Origin of the sequence: Rhodopirellula bahusiensis (genome assembly GCF_002727185.1) — a bacterium.
In the GTDB taxonomy this organism is placed as follows: Bacteria; Planctomycetota; Planctomycetia; order Pirellulales; family Pirellulaceae; genus Rhodopirellula; species Rhodopirellula bahusiensis.
The window spans coordinates 51,429-71,471 of the sequence record NZ_NIZW01000001.1 but is presented as its reverse complement, the minus strand read 5'-3'; the positions used below and the strand labels follow the sequence as shown (position 1 = coordinate 71,471).

The following is a 20,043-nucleotide window of genomic DNA, read 5'->3' as shown; positions in this document are numbered from 1 at the left end:
GCAGACCGATCAAGTTTCGACAAGTGGGAGAATGGTGATGGACAGTGGCAGTCAGGATGCGGAACAGCTTCGTTTGCTCTCGATTTTTCACTACGTTGTGGCTGGGCTGTTGGCTCTGATCTCTTTGTTCCCACTGATCCATTTGGCGGTCGGAGTTGGGCTCTTGACTGGCGCGTTCGATGGGGCAGGAACGGGCGAAGCGCCGCCTGCGTTCATGGGGTGGTTGTTCATCGCGTTCCCGCTTGCATTCATTGCCTTTGGATTGACGATGGCTGCCTGCGTCGCCATGGCTGGACGCAAGCTGAACCAGAGACGCGGTCATCTGTTTTGTTTGGTTGTTGCCGGAATGGAATGTTGTTTCTTTCCATTCGGGACCGTTCTGGGTGTGCTGACGATCCTCGTTCTGACGCGTCCAACGGTAAGACAGGCCTTCGGTGTTGCTGACTCTGGGGTTTGACAGTCGGTGGTGATTTCTACCCGCTAGGTTGGCGATGGTTGTTGGCGATTTGCCGAAGCGGCTTGATCCGGACTAGGCGATCACCACGAAGGGCACAGAGAGCACGAAGGTTCAGGTTTGTTGTGGGCGGATCGGTTTGTTTGGAATCTCGATTGCGAAGTGGCCGAGACTTCTGGTTCGCGATCTGTCGAATTCGAATTGGAATCGGGGTAGAGATCGGAAAGTTGGGGCTGATTCTCACTGTCTCTTCGTGCTCTTCGAGTCCTTCGTGGTGCATTTACCGGCAGAGATTCTTCACCACGAAGGGCACAGAGAGCACGAAGGTTCAGGTTAGTTGTGAACGAATCGGTTTGTTTGGAATCTTGATTTCGAAGTGGCTGAGACTTCTGGTTTGCGGTCTGTTGCATTCGAATTGGAATCGAGTTTGAGATCGGAAAGTTGGGGCTGATTCGTGCTGTCTCTTCGTGCTCTTCGAGTCCTTCGTGGTGCATTTGCCGGCAGAGATTCTTCACCACGAAGGGCACAGAGAGCACGAAGGTTCAGGTTTGTTGTGGGCGGATCGGTTTGTTTGGAATCTCGATTGCGAAGTGGCCGAGACTTCTGGTTCGCGATCTGTCGAATTCGAATTGGAATCGGGGTTGAGATCGAAGCGATCGGACCGTTCGTGCTGTCTCTTCTTGCTCTTCGAGTCCTTCGTGGTGCATTTACCGGCAGAGATTCTTCACCACGAAGGGCACAGAGAGCACGAAAGTTCAGGTTTGTTGTGGGCGGATCGGTTTGTTTGGAATCTCGATTTCGAAGGGACTGAGACTTCTGGTTTGCGGTCTGTCGCATTCGAATTGGAATCGAGTTTGAGATCGGAAAGTTGGGGCTGATTCGTGCTGTCTCTTCGTGCTCTTCGAGTCCTTCGTGGTGCATTTACCGGCAGAGAGTTTTCACCACGAAGGACACGGAGAGCACGAAGGTTCAGGTTTGTTGTGGACGGATCGGTTTGTTTGGAATCTTGATTTCGAAGTGGCTGAGACTTCTGGTTCGCGATCTGTTGCATTCGAATTGGAATCGAGTTTGAGATCGGAAAGTTGGGGCTGATTCGTGCTGTCTCTTCGTGCTCTTCGAGTCCTTCGTGGTGCATTTGCCGGCAGAGATTCTTCACCACGAAGGGCACAGAGAGCACGAAGGTTCAGGTTTGTTGTGGGCGGATCGGTTTGTTTGGAATCTCGATTGCGAAGTGGCCGAGACTTCTGGTTCGCGATCTGTCGAATTCGAATTGGAATCGGGGTTGAGATCGAAGCGATCGGACCGTTCGTGCTGTCTCTTCGTGCTCTTCGAGTCCTTCGTGGTTTTAAGATTTGCTACGATGATTTGACAATCGATTCATCCACGCCGGTGGTTCCAGCATGGAAGGCGGTGCGTTGAGGGGGGAGAAAATGGAATTCGATAAACTGTCTCACCGAGTGATCGGGTGCGCGATCGAAGTGCACCGCGAATTGGGGCCTGGGTTGCTGGAGTCTGCCTATGAGCAATGCCTCGCCCATGAGTTGCGTAAGAATTCAATTCTGTTTCAGCTCCAGCACCCGCAGCCGGTTCGCTACAAAGACGTGGCGTTGGATTGTGGCTATCGGATCGATTTGTTGGTGGAGGGCTCCATTATTCTCGAACTGAAGAGCGTCGAGAAATTGAAGGGGATTCACGAGGCTCAATTGCTGACTTACATGAAGCTGGCGGGAATTCGGACGGGGCTCTTGATCAATTTCAACGTGACACGGCTCAAAGACGGGCTCCGTCGCTTTGTGCTTTGAATCTGATGCTGCCGGCTCCATGAGTTGGGATAGGAGTCGAAAGCATGTCTACCTTTCACCGCGAAGCGACGTAGCGGTCACGAAGGATGACTTTCGCCGTTGGTTGGCACCATGTTCACTCCACACTGAACCTTCGTGCTCTTCGCGTCCTTCGTGGTGCATTTGCCGGCGAATATTCTTCACCACGAAGGGCACAGAGAGCACGAAGGTTTCGGTTCGGCTGATCTGCCGGATCGGCGCCGAAGCGGCTTGATCCGGCCTACGCGACTGCTTGAATTGTTAGCCAAAAATTATTGGTATGATGAGACGCTCAGGGTTGCCATCGTAGCGGTCCGAGGGTCATTTTGTGTCACCACGAACATTTTGAAGCGGGAAGAATTCGATGATCAAGATTGCCGCCATCATGCTTGCACCGCTTGTCATTTGGTTTGTGAAGTGGTGTATCTTCGATGATTGATCCTTCAAGAAGGATGACGCGATGGCAAATTTGACAGACCCAAGATGGATTTGGTTCAAGGGCGGGTTGTTCGTCGTGACGGGAGGGCTCGCTTCGCTGGTTTTGATCGCGAATTCTCCGAGTCTGCAGACGATTGGGTTGCTTGCCATTGCGATCTGGTCATTTTGTCGAGCTTACTACTTCGCTTTCTACGTGATCGAACGATACATTGATCCGAAATTCAGTTTCTCTGGTTTGCTGCACTTCGCTCGCTACGCGCTCTTAGGTCACTCGCCGGACGAGAGCAAGCAAGGGAACGCGGATACCGACGAGGGTCACGATCTTTCATAGTGCGTCGAGCTCAGTCGGTGAGCACTGAAAGGAATGGACAAATGACACGATTCCTTGTGGCGTGCATGGTCACGCTTTGGATCGGCACAACCGCGTTTGGGGAAGAACTTGCGCGAATGCGGTATTCCAGTGCACTTCGAGTCACTGAGATTGAGCCGCCCAAAATCGACGGTGTGGTGCCGACGTCCATGCGTTTCTTCGTTCGAAGCATCGCTCCTGGGGTCAGCCCAGATGACATTCGGATGACGTTGAAGTCAAAAGCTGGTGACCTTGTCATTTCAGTGGATGTAAATGGGCGTTTTGACTTGCCGGTTTCGAAGGAGTTGCGTGAAGAAGATCCTTGGTTGATCGCAAACCAGCCGAAAGGGTCTCTCCGGATGGAGTTTGCGTATGCTTTCGAGCAGGACATCGAACCGCGCTGGGTGAATCAAGCATGGCAAGTTTCTTACCAATCGGTTTTTCCACACGTTCATTTTCGGAGTCAACTGACCACGGCAATTGCTGGCATGAAGGAGTCACTTCCGATTGATTTGAGCTACACGCAGTGTGAAGGTGCTGTTCTCTCCAACTTGAATCCGTTTGCATTCGCGAAGTTGGTGGTCAATGGAGTCGAAGTCGAGATGGTCGAATTGATGGACGGCGACTTCGTCATTCCGTTCGATGTGGAATGGTTAGAAGATGCTCGGGTCATCGTTTCACCACCCTATGGTTGGACGATTTCCATTGATCAATCCAACAAGTATTTGAAGGTGCAGTCGGGGATGCATCCGATGCTGAAGTCGGCGCGGACAAACGAATTGCAAGCCGACTGAAGAACTGTTCAAGCGTCCTTGTGCTCGCCGCATTCGAAATTTGTGTAGCTTACTATGATGCTCGTTTCATTTTCGATGAGGAGTCAACGATGAAAAGAATGTTGTGCTTGTTCCTTTTGGTCTTGTTGACCGCACCGGTTGCCTTTGCCGAGGAGGCGTCCTTGTCGATGCGGTTTGTTTATGACGGTGTGCCTCCCAAGCCAAAGCGTTTGGTTTTTCGCGGCGTCCCCTTGATCGTCCAGGATGAGAAGCTACTGGTCGATCAACAAACGAAGGGGATTCGAAATATCGTCGTCCAGCTTTACACAGGACGTGGAGGTTCCGAAGTCGATGTCCCACCCCATGATGGTGTGCGTCAAAAGTTACTCGTGCGGAACGGTCGCTTTGATCCGCACGTGCTGCTGACGCAAAAAGGTGATTCGCTGGAGATCGACAATCAGGGGAGGTTGATGCACAACGTGGCGCTGAACTTCTTCGCGAACACGGCGAGCATCCATCTGCTCAAGCCGGGGGAATCTTTCTCGCTCGAGTTGGAACAACCTGAGCCCGCGCTCATTCCAATTGACTGCAACATCAATCCGTGGATGCGAGGGTTCGTGGTCGTTGTCGACCATCCGTATGTTGCGGCCAGTGATTCCGACGGCCGGTTGAAGATTGAAGGCCTGCCTGTTGGCCAAGAGCTCGTCTTTCGAGTTCGTCATGAAGTGGGCAAAATCGATCAAGTGACCATTGAAGGGCAGGAAGTTCAATGGCGGCGTGCTCGGTTTTCAGTTTCACTCGATCCCGGTGAGAATGATTTGGGTGACATTCTGGTTTCCCCTGAATCGTTTCTGAACTGATCGAATCAGTGAAGTGGATGATGAAGGTTGGAGGTGGTTGTGAAACGGTTTCGGATTTCAACGTTGCTCATTTTTACGGCGCTGTGCGCTGGTGCGTTCGTGATGCTGCGCCCGTTTGAGCCCCAAGTACGCGTCTTCGATCCTGTTGATCTGGAGCGATATCACGGCTACTACCGCAACGCCAAGATTTACGAAGTCTCGGTGGTGAACGTCGGTGGACATGCTATCTGGTTGCCGGACAATTCAGAGCTTTATGCTGCGCCGACATTGTCGTCCCTCGCGTGTGGCGTGAAGACGAATCAGGTATTCGTCTGCTTTGACGAACAAAGTGCCAAACGAGTCGAGCCTGGTGAAGGATTGATCTACCAGATTTGTATGTTCGAGGCTGATGCCAGTTTCGAAGTGGAGGTTGAGGTTCACGATTGGCGTGGGATGAGCAAGACGATCGAGGATTATGTGTACGTCTTGGGGGCTAGCGAAGTCAGTCGAGTCGCCCGCGTCGTTTTAGATGCTTGATGAAACCTGCTGATCAGAGATTTCGTTTTTCCTGGAAGTGCGATTGATGCGGATGAAGAGTGGTAACCGACTCACCGTGGTCAGCACTGAACGTTTTGTTCATATCTTACATTGCGTGTTCGCTGATTGGATCCGGGATGACGAGTGTGGGATCGTCGCGGTTGCGTCGCAGCAGAAAACCAACGGTGACAGGACCGCAGGATGATTGAACCCGACTCAGACCAGAATCAGGATGATTCCGATTTGAACGCCGAACGGATCGCGGAGACATACGATGATGCGATTGTCAACCTGATCGCAGGAGGGCTGCTGGGAACAGTGGGCGGTGCGGGGCTGGGGTTCTCTGTCTCGCTTGCTTTCACCGGATGGGCCGTTGTTGCGTTCTTCGCTGGCGGCGTGGCCGGCGGAGTTTTCGGGATGGTCTTGGGCTACTTCGGCGGCGACAGCTTTACCGAGTGGCTGAAAGAAAATCTGTGGCGATTCTGGTAGCGAGAGCTGAATTCATGCTCGTCCCTCCCTCACGTCATTTAAGTCCATCCTCAGGGTGGCCGTGCAGTTTTGAATTGCCCTCCCTTTGGGCGGTGCGGCCTGCATCGGGCCGGGGAGGGTTGCGTGCTGGATCCAATGCTGAGCCCTCCCCTCGCTTCGCTCGACCCTCCCACGGGGAGGGTGACGATAAACGCTTGGCAAAAACGGGACTTAAGAACTGCTCGGCCCTCCCAAATGTTCGTCAGGCCACCAAGGTGGAGGTGGTCTGCCGAAGCGGCTTGATCCAGCCTGCTCGTCTATTCCTCGACTTCGACGAACGGGATGTTCAGCGATTGAAGGGCGAGCAGGTAGAGCATGTACAAGACAGGAATCAGCAGCAGCACCAAAGCCGTGGCGAGCATCAATCCGAAGGCCAAGCTGCTGGCCATCGGGATCAGCAATTGAGCTTGGAAGGATTTCTCGGTGAGCAGCGGCACCAAGCCCGCGATGGTGGTCATGCTGGTCAGCATGATCGGACGGAAACGCCGGCGGCCCGATTCCAGCAAGGCTTGGATCGGTTCGTCACCGGCCCGGACTCGCGAATTGATGAAGTCGATCAGAACAATCGAGTCGTTGACGACGACCCCCGCCAAAGCGACCAAGCCAAACATGCTGAACAATGTCAGCGGAAGATCGAGGAAGGCGTGCCCCCAGACAGCACCGATCATGCCAAATGGAATGATGGCCAAAATCAAAAGCGGCTGCATGTACGATCGGAACTGAAGGACCAGCAACACAAACATGCATAGAATCGCGACGCCGAAACCGAGCTTCAGACTGCCGACCGACTCACGGCTTTGTTCTTGTTGCCCTTCCCAACGAATGGAAACGTTTGGGAACTGGGCTTTAAAAGTGTCCATCTGTTTCTGCAAGCTAGCGATGATCAAGTCAGCGTTGGCGGTGGTCTCGTCCAAGTCAGCTGAGATCGTGATGCTGCGTTGTTGATCGACGCGGTTGATCTCTGAGAAACCACGTTCCAAATTGATCTCCGCGAGTTCGTTGATCGGACGTTGCATGCCATCCGCACTGCCCACGCGAATTTCTCGGAAGTTGACCAGTGACGTGCGTTCTTCAGGCGGGTAGCGGACCATCAATTTCACTTCGTGGCGTCCGCGTTGCAAACGCATGACTTCGGCACCGAAGTACGTGTTGCGAACGGTTTGGCCGAGGTCGGTTGGGGTGACTCCAGTCGCGAGGGCTTTGTCTTTGACTCGGAATTGGAATTCCCATTTGCCGGGTGTGTTGTCGTCGCTGATGTCAAAGACACCGGCGAAGGTGCCGACCTTCTTCTTCATGACCTCCGTCGCCGCGAGTAACTCGTCAACATGTTCTCCGGACGCGAGCAGTTTGAATTCGATGGGCGTTCCGGCGGGACCGGTTCCGATGCTGCCGTACGTGATTCTTTCGACGCCAGCGATTTCGCCGACCTCCCGACGCCAGCGTGCGATCAACACGTCGCTGTGCACGTCACGAATTTCGGTTCCATGAAGCTCGGCGAAGATTTGGCCCGCGTTGCTGCCGCTGGATCCTTGGCCGCCCATGGGGCCGGCTGTGTTGGTGATGGATCCCACTTCACGGTAGGCAAAACGCACGGGGCCGAGGTAGTCGGCTTCCGGTGGCGGGTAGAGTGATTCGACTGGTTCTCGCGTTTTGGCGGCGCGTTCGAGAGCGATCTCTCGGCTGACCTTTTGAAGGGCGCGTTCCATTCGTTGGGTGGCGACTTCGGTCGCGCTGGCGGGCGTTCCGTTCGGGAAGACAACGGAGGCTTGCAGGTAGTTGTTGTCAGACTTCGGGAACAGGACCGTCGTCACGACTCCTCCGCGAATCATGCCGGCCGTGCCGACAAACAATGCGATCGCAACAGCGATGGGGAGGACTGGGTTGAGCAAGCAGAAGTGCAGCGTGGGCACGTAGATCTTCTCCGCGAACCATTCCATTGCGATGCTGGCTTTGGAGTTGAGCCAAAACAGCAGCAACATGAACGGACGCAGCGGGTAGGTCACAATCGTCGCGACCCGGAAGAATCCGGAATGGCTGTGGGCCAAGTGGCAAGGCAGGACAAACGTGCTTTCCCACAAAGACACCAGTAGCATCGCAATCACGGCGAACGGAATCACGGCCATGAATTTGCCCATCACACCGGACACGAAGAACATGGGCGCGAAGGCGATGACGGTCGTGGTGATCGACGCGGCGACGCTGGGGAGGACTTCGGTGGCACCATCGACGGCCGAGTCATGCAGCGATTTACCCATCTGGCGATGAGCGTAGATGTTCTCGCCGATGACGATCGCGTCATCGACCACGATTCCCAGTGCAATCAAGAACGAAAACAACGAAAGCATGTTGAGTGTTTGATCGCCCCAAGACAGTGCGGCACCGGCACCCATGATGGAGATCGGAATTCCGAGAGCGACCCAGAACGCCAAGCGGACTTCCAAGAACAAGGCGAGAACAAGGAACACCAATCCCAAACCCTGGACACCGTTGCGAAGCAGCAAAGCCATTCGGTCTCGGACGTCGACCGAGGTGTCGCCCCAAAGCACAAATCGATATCCGGGCGGAGGTTCGATGCGATCGACATAGCCGCGAACGTCATCGACAAGGTTCAGCAGGTCTTCTGATTTGGTGCGTTGAACATTGACGACCATGGCGGGTTCGCCATTGATCTCCGCCGTCGCGGTGACGTCTTCGAATTCGTCGCGAACGCTGCCCAAGTCACCCACGGTCAGGACGACACCGTCTTGGCGAGTGATCAAAGGAATGCGTTCGATCTCGGGCCCGACACGGCCTTTGTTCTTGGCACGCAGCAGGATTTCTTGACCAGACGATTTGAGTTGGCCGCCGGGCAACTCGACGTTGTGTTGGCGAATTTCGGACGCGACTTGTTCGAGAGTCATCCCGTAGGACCGTAGCGTCGCCTCGGGAATTTCCACATCGATTTGATAGTTGCGTGTGCCCATCAACTCGGCGACGGTGACACTGGGCAGCATCAGCAAATCGTCACGCACGGACTCGGCGACTTCGCGAAGCTTCAATTCACCTCGACGGGTTCGGTCATCGGGGCCGATGATTCCCAAGCGGATCGCTGTGTCGCGGAAGGTGATTTGTTCGATCTCGGGGTCTTCAGCGAGATCGGGGAAGCTGGGGATGCGATTGACTTCGCGATCGATTTCCGACATCACTTTTTGGACGTCTTGGATATCGCTTTGCAGTTCGGCCAAGACGTATCCGCGGCCCTCCATCGCAATGGAGGTAACTTTTTTGATCCCGTCGATGGACCGGATCGCCTCTTCGATCTTTTGACAGATGGCTTCTTCGGCGTCTTGCGGTGTGGCACCCGGGTAAGGGACCGAGACCATCACGACTTCGAGTTCGAATTCGGGAAAGACTTCCCGACGCATGGCGACGAATGCTAGAGCACCCACGATCATCAACGCCAACATGACGACGTTCATGCCGGGTGCGTTTTCGATGGCCCAAGCGAGGACACGTTTCATCGAAGGTTCTTTGAATGAAAAGGAATGGATGGCGGAAGATGGTCAGTCGGCAGATCAGCGAGCCGCGAGTTTCGTTTCCCGTTCTCGCGGTGGTGTTGTCACAATTCGGTGAGTGCTGAGGCCGACGGTGAATCCGAATCGGTGTCGGTGGGTGGAGTGAGGTTCTCCTTCGGCGCACGAACCGGGAACGTGTCCGCTTCGATGCTGCCGAGCGGCGAGACAACAACAAAACTGTTGCCGGTGATTGATTGATCGGGAACTTCGCAGATCCAAAGGTCAGAGCTTCCGCCGATCGAGGAGAGCAAATCGATGGGACGAACATCGTGACGAATCACCAAGCGTCCCGCGGACCAATCTTCAGGCACAAAAGCGACTTCGGGTTCCGCGTCGGATTCAGTCTCTTCGTCGTCTGATTCTGAATCAGTTGGCTCCGCATCATCGGTTTGTGCGATGTCCGCTTCAGGAGTTTTTGCTGAATCGGATGCGTCGGCATCGGCGGTTTGATCTTCGGTCTCCTCAACATCCAACACCGAATCGTCCGGGATGAATTCCCAAACGCGATTGCCTGGTTTGAGAGCTTCGGATGGGAAGATCACGAGTGGCACGGCGGGGTGCAGTTGCAACTGCAGTCGAACGAACATGCCGCGAACCAGAGCAGTTGGGCCGGCGGACACAACGTCTTCGCCAGTGACTCGTTTTGTCGTCCCATCGTCGCTGCGACGTTGGAGTTCAAACATTTGGGGTTGGTCGACGACGACGCGAACGGGAACGGTCCGAGTTTGCTCGTCCAATCCAATGCCGTCGTAACCGATCAGTTGGCCGTCCCAGACATAGGTCACATCGTCTCGTCCGGACAGTTGATACTTCACCTTCACTTCCGTCGGCGGCAACTTGTATCCGCGATGAGCACCGTTGGCGGGCGCGTTGAGCTCTTCGATGGGTGACTCCGATTTTTTCTGGTTCAGCACCCAGTACAGTTGGTCGGTTCGCAGGCTGGTCGCGACTTCGACTTTGGATGTGTCTTCCATCGTGACGACGGGATTGCCTCGGGCGACGAACGTGTTCAGCTCGGCTTGTTCGCTGGCGATGACTCCGTCGATCGGGGCTTTGATCTCGGTGCGTTGCAAATCGATTCGAGCTTGTTTCAATTGCGTCGCCGCCAGTTGCTCAGCCAACTCCAGTCGAGCTCGGCGTTTCTTCAGCAAGTCGATTTGGTTTTGGTAAGTCACCTTTTGCTGCTCGGCTTGCAAGACAGCTCGACGGGCCGCGTCGACGTCACGACGAGCGGCAAAGTCTTCGGGCAATGAATCGAGACGTTTGACTTCGCGGCTTTGAAGTTCGATGTCGGCGTCGGCGATTTCCAGCAACCGGTTGGAGTTGATCAGCTCTTGATCGATTTCGTTGATCGTTTCGTATTCAGATTGCTGTGTCTGTTCCAAACGACGGACGGTGAGTTCGTAATCGGTCGGATCGATTCGCATCAGCACGGTGCCGGCGGTGACGTATTGGCCGGCTTCGCATTGCGGAGATTTGTCGATGATGCGGCCGGCGACTTCGGTTGCCAAGACGACTTCTCGAAACGGGACGACCGTGCCGTCGGTGTTGAGGTGCAACGTTTGGCCACTGTCGGCGAGTGACTGAGTTGGCACGACGTCGACGGCGGGCAAGGCTTGCAGTCGTCCGGCCAACGATGTGTCGGCGGGCGGACGCGTGGAGGGTTGCACGGCGCCGAGGAAGACGACCAAGCCGGCTGCTCCGGCGAGCAAGAGCAAGGGAACGCCGACGTTGAACATCAACCAAGGAAGCACGTTGGAGGAGTCGATCAACTGGACCGTGTTGGAATCGCTCGCAGACGTATCGACTTCGATGCCATGTTCGTATGGCGATCGCGTCGGTTCGGTGGATGAGGGCGTGGTGGATGAGGGCGTGGTGGATGGCGCCGCGGTCGTCGACTCCGGCGAGGCTTTGGCCGTCGCGGATTGTTCGTCTTCGGTCATCGTGGGTGTCGACTCGTTATTGTTGACAAGAGACATCTTGAGGCTCGTTGAGCGGCGATGGTTTGAGAAGCTTGTGTTGATCGATCACGTTTTGGTCGCCACACGCTGCCAAGGTCGACGCGGTGATTTGGCGGCACAACGATTCCAATCCGTAGTGGGTTTCAATCAATTCGGGCGAAATCAAATGAGCCATCACGGGATGGCCAATCCGATAGTGGAGGCATTGTCCTACGACGCCGAGAGCCAACTGCGGGACAAGGGCGTCGGTTTGCCAGTTTGATTTTGCATCCGCAGGTGGCAGCAATGATTCGATGGTTTTGCACAACGCGTCGTAGAGCGGTTTGAAGTAACCGCGAATCATGTCTTCGAATGCTGGCGTGGGATGTTGCATCTCACGCATCATCAGCATCGCTTCCCAGCCGGATTCATCCGCGGCAAGCATTCGCGAAAGCAGGGTGCGGATCAGCAGTTCGAGATCCTGTTGCGGCGTCTTCTTTCCGACCTCGGGAGTCGGATAGGCTCGTTCGCGTTTTTCTCGAATGGCGGTGATGACGGCTCGGTACAGGCCCATCTTGTCGCCGAAGTAGTAGCTGACAGCGGCCACGTTGACGTCGGCGATGTTGGCGATTTCACGGACGGTGGCGCGATCGAATCCACGCTCGGCAAACACGGGACCAGCCGCACTCAACAGCCGTTGAGTCGGATCGGTAGTCGCGGAAGCGAGAGAATCAGGCATGAACGGATGAAAAGAATGAGAAGAGCAGAATCGCTCGGCAATCATGGTTCAAACGTGCGTTTTAAACAAGTGTTTGAATCTTCGCGGATCGACGTGGTGACGGCCACATTGTCTGCGAAACACTGTGCAAAGCAGGACTTGAGTCCTCAAGGTTGATTGCGTATCGAATTGAATCGAGTCGCTGGTCCGCCATTGCGGGCTTCCAACGGCGTCCCGAGCTCCCGTATGTCGCGAAATGCGGCGGCGAATCCAGAATCGGGATGGCGGTATTCACCCAGGCTTAACCCGGGAGAGCGAATCGCCATCTCACAGGTTCGGAGGATGCCGGGGATTTTTGGACCTGCACCGGGAATCTGCGAGTTAGCCCGTGTGCATCGAAAGTGAAGTTTGGTGCGAAGATGGGACTCAGCAGGTCAGGATCAGAGCGTTTCGAACATGCGTCGGAGCGCGTCGCGATGGGCGTCTTCGTCGAATGGGTTGGCGAGCGGTTTGGTGGTTGGTTGTTCAGCCTGTGGTGCGGACGCGGCGGTTGGATTCGGTTGAGCGTGGTCTGCCGCCAGCGGTTCGCTCGTTGATTGAGCCGACGTTTCGAATCGCTCGAATGTTTCGCTGTGTTCGAACCCGCGGGCAATCCGCGAGGTTCCATCGGATCCATTCCACTGTGTGAGCGAGTCGGTGGTGTGCCAAGTGCCACCAGGTTGCGTGACATAGATTCGCACAGTGTCTTCGCCGCCGGCGGATGCTTTCGCGGTCACATCGTCAAAACCAATTGCGGTGGCGCGATATCCACTGCTGCTGATCGTGGCTTGGGTTTGAGAGATCGACATCACGTCGTCGGCCGCTGAGTCGCCCAAGTCGGCGGTGTCGTGACCACCGGCTTCGGCGTACGCATAGACTCGTTCGAATCCAAACACGGCTTGCGTTTGTGTGTCACTGCGGAGCGAGCTGAATTGAGGTCGGATGACCAAGCGATCATCACCGGACGAGTCATTCAGGTGTGCGGAATCTTCGCCGCCAGCGGTCGCATGGGCAAACAATTTGGGAACGTTGTCGACGCGAAATTCAAAGCCGACTCCAGACATGCGAGCGGATTGGCTGGATGCGTTGAGAACGTCGTCTCCGGTGCTGTCGTACATTGTCGCGAGATCAAGACCGCCGCCGCCGACGAAGGAGATGTTCTCGAAGCCGCGAATTTCGATGACGCCACCGAGGAAGGTGAGTCGACTGATTCCATCTTCGTTGGTTGGCGGACGTAGCAGCAAACTTTCGGCTTCCGCGGATCCCATGATGCGAAGGGTGTCGCCGCCAGCACCGCCGTCGATGACGATGGTTTCCGTTGTGTCGAGCGTGTAGTTGCCGTTGGCGTCAGAGAACAACGTTTCGCCATCGACGCCGCCGTTGACGGCTGACGATAGGTTTCGCAAGTCCAATTCGACTTCATCGGAACCCGATGTGCCTTGGTAACCGCTGAGCGACGTGTTTGCTGGTGGGGTCGGTTCCGGCGTCGGCGTGGGGTCTGGAGTTAGGGAAGGTTCCGGCGTTGGAGCAGGTTCCGGCGTTGGAGCAGGTTCCGGCGTTGGAGCAGGTTCCGGTTCGGGCACGGCAAAAGCCAGTGCTGCTTCCAGGTTCAACGTTTTGTACTGGATGCCGGTGACGGGATCGGTGTGTTGATCGGCGGTGTCGTTCAGGCGAGCCAGGATGGAGTCGACGGTCGGTGACATGCCCGCGTCCGTCATGGCCTGGCGAACCAACACGGAAGCACCGGCGATCTGCGGGCTGGCCATGCTTGTTCCGCTCAGAAGAGCGTAGTCGTTGGCGAAGCCATCTGCGCCATAAACATGTTCGGGAACGCTGCTTCGAACGGCTTGCCCGCCCGTGGTTAGGATCCCGTCTTCACGCTGCGAAAAATTGCTGAGCAGGTTGTTCGCGTCGACTGACCCGACTCCCACGACGTACTGACTGGATGCGGGGTACATCAGCGCGTCGGACGCTTCGTGATCCATCGTCGCGTAGGAATTGCCCGCCGCGGCAAACACCATGATGTCGTTTTCGTACAGCGTTTGCAGTTCGTCTTCTAACATCGCCATCGCGTCGAATCGATTCGCGTCGGTGAGCTCGGTGCCGAGCGACATGTTGACGGTGGTGATTGGGTTTTCGAACGTGTCGTGGTTTTCGATCACCCACTGCAGGGCGGACTCGATCCACTGCAGGTTTCCGTTCCCGGCATCGTCGAAGACTCGGAGGCCAACCAAGTCGGCTCCGGGGGCGAGGCCTTGAAACGCTTCGCCAGAATCCAGGTAGCCGTCTCCTCCGATCAAACCGGCCACGTGCGATCCGTGGTACCCGGCTGGAGCATCGTCGTACGGGTCGTTGTCGTTTTCGGCGAAATCGTAGCCGCCGACGACTCGGTAGCCGGGCCCGTAGCCTCCGCCGAGTGCGATGTGGTCATAGGCGATTCCGCTGTCGATGACCGCGATGGTTTGCCCGCTTCCGTCCCAGGCTCCTGCTTCGGCATCGTCCGCGAGCAGCCCACCGTCTTCCCGCAATGATTGAGCTTGATCGAGGAGCGAACCTGACGATTGCCCGTCGATGAGATTGTCGAAATTCAGCCCGGTTTGTCCGCTGAGGGCCGCGTTGGCGACGGAAGAACTTGGCACACCATCGGTCGAGGTGCCGGGAAGCACCGGTCCGATGGGAAGCGAATCCTCCGATGCGAGGCCCGATGAGTCCGCGGTGGGGACGATCGCCGGAGCAATCGGGATGTTCGCAGCGTCAGTCGCATCGGCGACGGGGGCGAGCCACTCGTCGGCGGGGCAGGCCGGCAGCGGCTGCGTCGGGTCGGCCCAATCCGCCAGCCAAGCTCCCATCAAGGAAGCCGACAGAGCCAATCGTTCTTCGCAGGGCTGGATCGCCGGCGATGGCAGTTCCAGGGCGTCGGAATCCGTTGCGATTGGATTCGATGGCGAGTGGGATGGATTGGACATCGGGTCAGTCGGTTCGATTGGCTGGCATGAAAATGGTTTTTGAAGGGTAGGTCACAGAACGTTGCCGGTACCCGAGAGCTGGGGGGCGAATAGTGAGGGGCCTGCGTTCGCGGTGTCATGGCGGAGTTTTCGCAAGTTGTGGATTGGGCGAACGCGGTAGAAGGCGACCCCTGTCGTCAAAATTTCAGTTTTTGATGAGCTCAATTGGAACTTTTTGCCCGCACAATCCGTCCAATCGCGACCAACCCATCGTTTTTGTTCGCTCGGACCAAGCAAAGATTGATAAAGGCGGTGGTCTAGGTAAGATGGCCTTGCTTTTCAAATTTTCGCACCCGCCCAAAGTTTTTGGATTACGCTGGCGGTCCCGACCGTGGAAGCGGTTTGCGGGAGCCCGTTCTAACTTTGCGCGGAGCGCTGAAATGCCCGTCGATATCGGGGCATTTTGACGTTTGCGAAGACCCATCACATCGACCCAGCCCAACCATTCGAATTGCCGAGAAAACAGATGAAAAATCTGCGTCAACTGCTTCGCAGCGTGAGTCCGTCGTCATCGCGAAAGCGAAGCGAAGACCGGTCGCGTGCTACTCGCTCGAGCAAGCGTCGCCTACTAAGCGAATCGCTTGAAACTCGACAATTGCTGGCTGGTGACGTTCCCTCGGTGATCGATTCAGCCCCGGAAGGCGAAAGCACTCGTGCCGTCGCGCACAACTACTGGCGTGCCTACGATGTTGACAACAACAAATATGTGACGGCCTTGGACGCGTTGATGGTGATCAATCACCTCAACAGCCATGGCGAAGGCGAGCCGCTGTCAGACTCGGATGAATTCACCGGTTTCGTCGATGTGACTGGTGACAACAAAGTGACGGCGTTGGATGCATTGAGCGTGATCAACGCTCTGAATCGAGGCGAAGGCGAAGCGGACATGCCTTTGGTTGAGTTTGTCTTGGCCGCTCGCAACCTGGATGACTCGCTGGTCGACAACACGACTGGTGCGACCGACGTATTGCCCGATGACAACGTTGAGTTGACCTACAACGTCGATGTGAATGAAGTCTTCAAGCTGGAAGTCGGCGTCAAGGATTTGCGAGGGTTCAGTGCAACGGGTGTTTTCCGTGCAGTGACCGACATCGTGATCGATCAAACAGACGTTTTGGAGCCCGCGGTTGGTGAGGTCCAAAGCATCGTTCTCGACAACACTGTTTTGTCGACTCCGCTCGAGGGTGACATCACGTTCTTCTACGTTGACGATCCCAACACGACGGTGACCCGTTCGTTCAGCGACTTCATCGGCTCGAGTCTGAACAACGCTGAAGACAACTTGGAAGCAATCATCGCCGAGCTCAGCCCATTGGTTGATTCCGCGGCCGATGTGACTGTCGACAACAACGTCAACAGCAGCTCCGGTGGCCCCAGCGGCGGTGGCTCGTTCACGATGGAAATCGTGTACACCGGCCCCGATTTGATCAACGTCGACGTCCCACAATTGCGGGCCGTGTTAGAAATCGATGGTACCGCTCAACCGATCAATTTCTCTGAGACCAACGTCCAGAATCCGGACGGCTCGTTCAACAGCACTCCGATCTTGCGTGCTTTGGAACTGAACACACGCAACGCGGGGAACGCTCGAGTCTATGGCGTCGACCGAACCTTTGCTGAGTTCAACCAAGACGTTGATTTGGGCAGTGGGCCAATCGATTTGTTCAATGAAATCGGGGCTCTCGGGCCAACGAACGATTTGACGGACGAACTGGTCGATTTCAATCCTGACCTGGCTTATGACGTCTTGAGCGTACCCGTGCGAGCGGTTGCACCCGTCACCGGTCTGAGTGTTAGCTTGGATCCGCCGGATGAAGGCGACCAAGTCCTGATTTACGGCACCGAAGTCGGCAAGGAAAGCGTGCCGAGCGAAATGATTCAGCTCGACGCTTCTTCCCGATTCATTCTCAACGTGACCGGCGTTGCGAGTGGCTTGACCGCAGAAAACAGCACACTCAGTCTGACCGAAGATGATCCAGCCACGACGCTTGATTTGGCGACACTGAACTCTGGCAACCCGGCCGGCACGACTTACGCGATCTCAACCGAAACCGAAAACCTCGGCGACTTCACCCTCACAAATGGTGTTGTCACCTACACGCCTGATGCGGATGCGTTCGGCACCGGTGACCAATTGGTTTACACCGCGACCGACGGCACCGACACTGTCACTGGCACGATCACGGTGAACGTCGCGGGTGTCAACGATGCACCGACTTTGGCCGATGACACGGCAACAGTTGAACAGGGTGAGACGGCCCAAATCGATGTCTTGGCGAATGATTCTGCCGGACCTGGTGAGAACATCGCCGACTTGGTTCTGCAAAGCCCAGCGACCGCGTTCACAACTGCCAACGGCGGATCGGCGATCATCGCCAACGGGCAAATCAGCTACACCGCTCCAGCCGGATTCTCGGGTTCGGATTCGTTCACATACACCGTTGCTGATGGTGCACTGACCGCCACTGCAAACGTGGTCGTCACGGTCACGAACAGTCAAGTCGGTATCAACGCAGCCGACAAGACCGTCACGATTGACGAAGACAATGGTGGCGGAACGACCAGCGAAGTCTTGGTCGCTGACCTCAGCGCCGACAATCTGATCAGCATCAACACCGGTGGCAGCACCATCACGCTCGACAATGCCGTCATCTCGACGGGCAACGGCAGCGTCCGATTCGACGATGACCAAATCTTCTTCACGCCTGATCAAGACGATTTTGGCACGACAACGATCACTTACACCGCTAGCAACGATGTCGGCAGCGATACCGGTGTCATCACCGTCAACATCACGGCCGACAACACGGACCTGACCGCCACCTCGGATGACTTCCAAGTCAACGAAGGTGCCACCGTGACCTTGGACGTGCTGGCGAACGATTTTGATGGTCCAGGCGAGACTGGGACGTTGACGATCACCTCGGTGACACAGCCCACGTTCGGAACCGCGACGATCACTCAAAGCGGAACACGAATCAGCTACACCTCAACGGGGACAGCAGCGAACGGCGATGACTCCTTCACCTACACGATCAGTGATGGGCAGGGTGGAACATCGACCGCGGTTGTGAACATCGACATCCAAGATGTTTTGGACGCTCCGGTTGCCGCCGACGATTCAGATACCGTTGACGAAGATTCCGGAACCTTGACCATCGATCTGAACAGCTTGGTCACGCTGGAAGGTGGCGACTCGGTCACGTTCAGTAAGGTCAGCGGCACCGACGCGATCGGAGCTTCCGCTGTTGCAGCCAACGGCACCTTGACCTTCACTCCGGTTGCGAACGCAAACGGCACCGCGACGATCGTCTACCGAGCGACCAGCACGCAAGGATCGCAGCTCTCCGACGAAGGCACCATCACGATCAACGTGACGGCAGTCAACGATGCCCCAACGGCCAGCGACCGCAGCGTGACCGTGTTGGAAGACGCTAGCATCGACATCGACTTGACCGGCAATGTCGCCGACATCGACAGCACCGGATTGGTCATCACCGTGGCTTCGAATCCAGCAAACGGAACGGCCACCGCGATCGGCAACGGACAAATTCGTTACACGCCGACCACTGACTTCAACGGGATGGATTCGTTCACCTACCAAGTCACCGACGGCAACTTGACCGCCACCGCGACGGTCAATGTCACCGTCACCGATGTGATCTCGCCACCGGTTGCAAACAACGGATCGTTGTCAGCGATGGAAGACGGCGGAGCGGTCACGTTGGACCTGTCAACTTTGATCAACCTCGACGCGGGTGACAACGGAACCGTCACGATCACCACGGCACCGACGAATGGCTCGGCCAGCGTCAGTGGAACGTCTGGTGACCTGACTAACTCGACTCTGAGCTACACGCCAACTGCAGACTTCTTCGGAAGCGATTCGCTGGTCTACACCGTCACGAACTCGCAAGGTGCTTCGGACACGGGAACGATCAGCATCTCGGTGGCGGGAGTCAACGACGATCCGACTGCCAATGACGACACCGCCACAACGGTTCGCAATCGAGCGGTCACGATCGATGTTCTGTCGAATGACTCGCTCGGACCAGCCAACGAGAACCAAACCGCAACCGTCACCGTGCCGACTCAACCGGCCAACGGAACGGTCACGGTCAATGCAAACAACGAATTGGTCTTCACTCCAGCGACCGACTTCGTGGGCACCGCGACAATCACCTATCAACTCAGCGATGGTGAATCGACGGACACCGCAACAGTCGATGTCACTGTCAACGACTTCAGCCCATCGGTGATCACCGGTCAACTGTTCGTCGACGCGATCATGAACATCCGCGACGTGATCGACAACGGTGCCGATCCAGTTCGCAACGGTGTTCGCGACTCGGGTGAAACCGCCCTCGGTGGTGTCTCGGTTCGCTTGGTCTCGCCCGCTTCGGACAACGAATTGGGCGTCGATATCGATCAAGTCGTGCTGACGAACTTGGACGGTGAGTACACCTTCGAAGACGTTGCACCTGGTAGCTATCAAGTCATCTACAACCTGCCTAGCAGTGCGGTCGCCGCGGGTGAAGCAGCGGACGGAATCATTCCGATCGAAATCGGATCCGAGGGTGGAGCTTCGCCGGTTGGATCCTTCGCTTTTGCAAGCTTGGGTGAAGCCGGACAAGGCAACAGCTCGATCCTGTCGACGAACACCAACGGCGGCAACGGTTTGCCAAGCGGTGTCGATCCGGGCGAAGGTGGTTACATCAACCTCGCTGACGGTGTCCAAACAATGTTCTTGGCCGGCAGCGGATTCGAAGGCGTGGCATACGCTGAGCTGGCGATGAACCGCACGAACGATGCGGCATTGTTGACCATCATCGAAGAAGACGGCGACGTTCGAACCGCTCAGGTCGATGGCGATCACTTGCGAGTCAACCGGGACGGAACTTCGGTTCAACTGCTCGGTGGCGTCAACGACTTTGACTTCGACGACAGCCTCGAAGATCTGGTCGAAAGCGAATACCCCGCTTTCCGCGACGCGATTGACATGATTCTCGGCAGCAGCTGAGTTTGATTTCAAACGATTGAATAACGAAA

The 20,043-nt window shown here is 56.1% G+C and carries 12 protein-coding genes; 8 read left to right on the top strand and 4 right to left on the bottom strand.

The window, feature by feature from the left end; genetic code table 11:
• Positions 1-37 precede the first annotated feature (37 nt).
• From CEE69_RS00290 to CEE69_RS00240, 7 genes are all read left to right on the top strand, one after another.
• A complete protein-coding gene (locus CEE69_RS00290) occupies positions 38-457 on the top strand; it encodes a hypothetical protein (protein WP_233214451.1) in 420 nt (139 codons plus the stop codon).
• A gap of 1,427 nt (positions 458-1,884) precedes the next feature.
• Complete coding sequence (locus tag CEE69_RS00265) at positions 1,885-2,256, top strand: GxxExxY protein (protein ID WP_007340627.1); 372 nt, start codon at positions 1,885-1,887, stop codon at positions 2,254-2,256.
• Between the two features lie 478 nt (positions 2,257-2,734).
• Positions 2,735-3,043, top strand: a complete 309-nt coding sequence (locus tag CEE69_RS00260; protein WP_099258574.1) for a hypothetical protein — start codon at positions 2,735-2,737, stop codon at positions 3,041-3,043.
• A 41-nt stretch (positions 3,044-3,084) separates the two neighbouring features.
• The gene (locus CEE69_RS00255) at positions 3,085-3,855 is read left to right on the top strand and encodes a hypothetical protein (protein ID WP_099258573.1); all 771 of its coding nucleotides are present in this window, start codon (positions 3,085-3,087) and stop codon (positions 3,853-3,855) included.
• An 89-nt stretch (positions 3,856-3,944) separates the two neighbouring features.
• On the top strand, positions 3,945-4,694 hold the full coding sequence (locus CEE69_RS00250; RefSeq protein ID WP_233214450.1) for a hypothetical protein: 750 nt from the start codon (positions 3,945-3,947) through the stop codon (positions 4,692-4,694).
• 102 nt (positions 4,695-4,796) lie between these two features.
• Positions 4,797-5,210, top strand: coding sequence for a hypothetical protein (locus CEE69_RS00245; protein ID WP_233214449.1), 414 nt, complete (start codon positions 4,797-4,799; stop codon positions 5,208-5,210).
• Between the two features lie 201 nt (positions 5,211-5,411).
• Positions 5,412-5,699: a hypothetical protein gene (locus tag CEE69_RS00240; RefSeq protein ID WP_233214448.1), complete on the top strand. Its 288-nt coding sequence runs from the start codon at positions 5,412-5,414 to the stop codon at positions 5,697-5,699.
• A gap of 296 nt (positions 5,700-5,995) precedes the next feature.
• Here the strand turns inward: CEE69_RS00240 and CEE69_RS00235 are convergent, their stop codons facing one another.
• The 4 genes from CEE69_RS00235 to CEE69_RS00220 all read right to left on the bottom strand — a co-directional run bounded on the left by CEE69_RS00235 (position 5,996) and on the right by CEE69_RS00220 (position 14,955).
• A complete protein-coding gene (locus CEE69_RS00235; protein ID WP_099258572.1) occupies positions 5,996-9,238 on the bottom strand; it encodes an efflux RND transporter permease subunit in 3,243 nt (1,080 codons plus the stop codon).
• A gap of 98 nt (positions 9,239-9,336) precedes the next feature.
• Positions 9,337-11,271 (bottom strand): HlyD family secretion protein, encoded by a 1,935-nt coding sequence (locus tag CEE69_RS00230; protein WP_233214447.1) that lies wholly within the window; start codon positions 11,269-11,271, stop codon positions 9,337-9,339.
• Entirely contained in the window at positions 11,252-11,971 is a 720-nt protein-coding gene (locus tag CEE69_RS00225) for a CerR family C-terminal domain-containing protein (protein WP_099259164.1), read from the bottom strand. The genes CEE69_RS00230 and CEE69_RS00225 overlap by 20 nt, the downstream gene beginning before the upstream one ends.
• Before the next feature lie 419 nt (positions 11,972-12,390).
• Positions 12,391-14,955, bottom strand: coding sequence for a S8 family peptidase (locus tag CEE69_RS00220; protein ID WP_099258571.1), 2,565 nt, complete (start codon positions 14,953-14,955; stop codon positions 12,391-12,393).
• A 505-nt stretch (positions 14,956-15,460) separates the two neighbouring features.
• On the opposite strand from CEE69_RS00220, the gene CEE69_RS00210 reads away from it, so the two are divergent.
• On the top strand, positions 15,461-20,014 hold the full coding sequence (locus CEE69_RS00210; RefSeq protein WP_233214446.1) for an Ig-like domain-containing protein: 4,554 nt from the start codon (positions 15,461-15,463) through the stop codon (positions 20,012-20,014).
• Positions 20,015-20,043 lie beyond the last annotated feature (29 nt).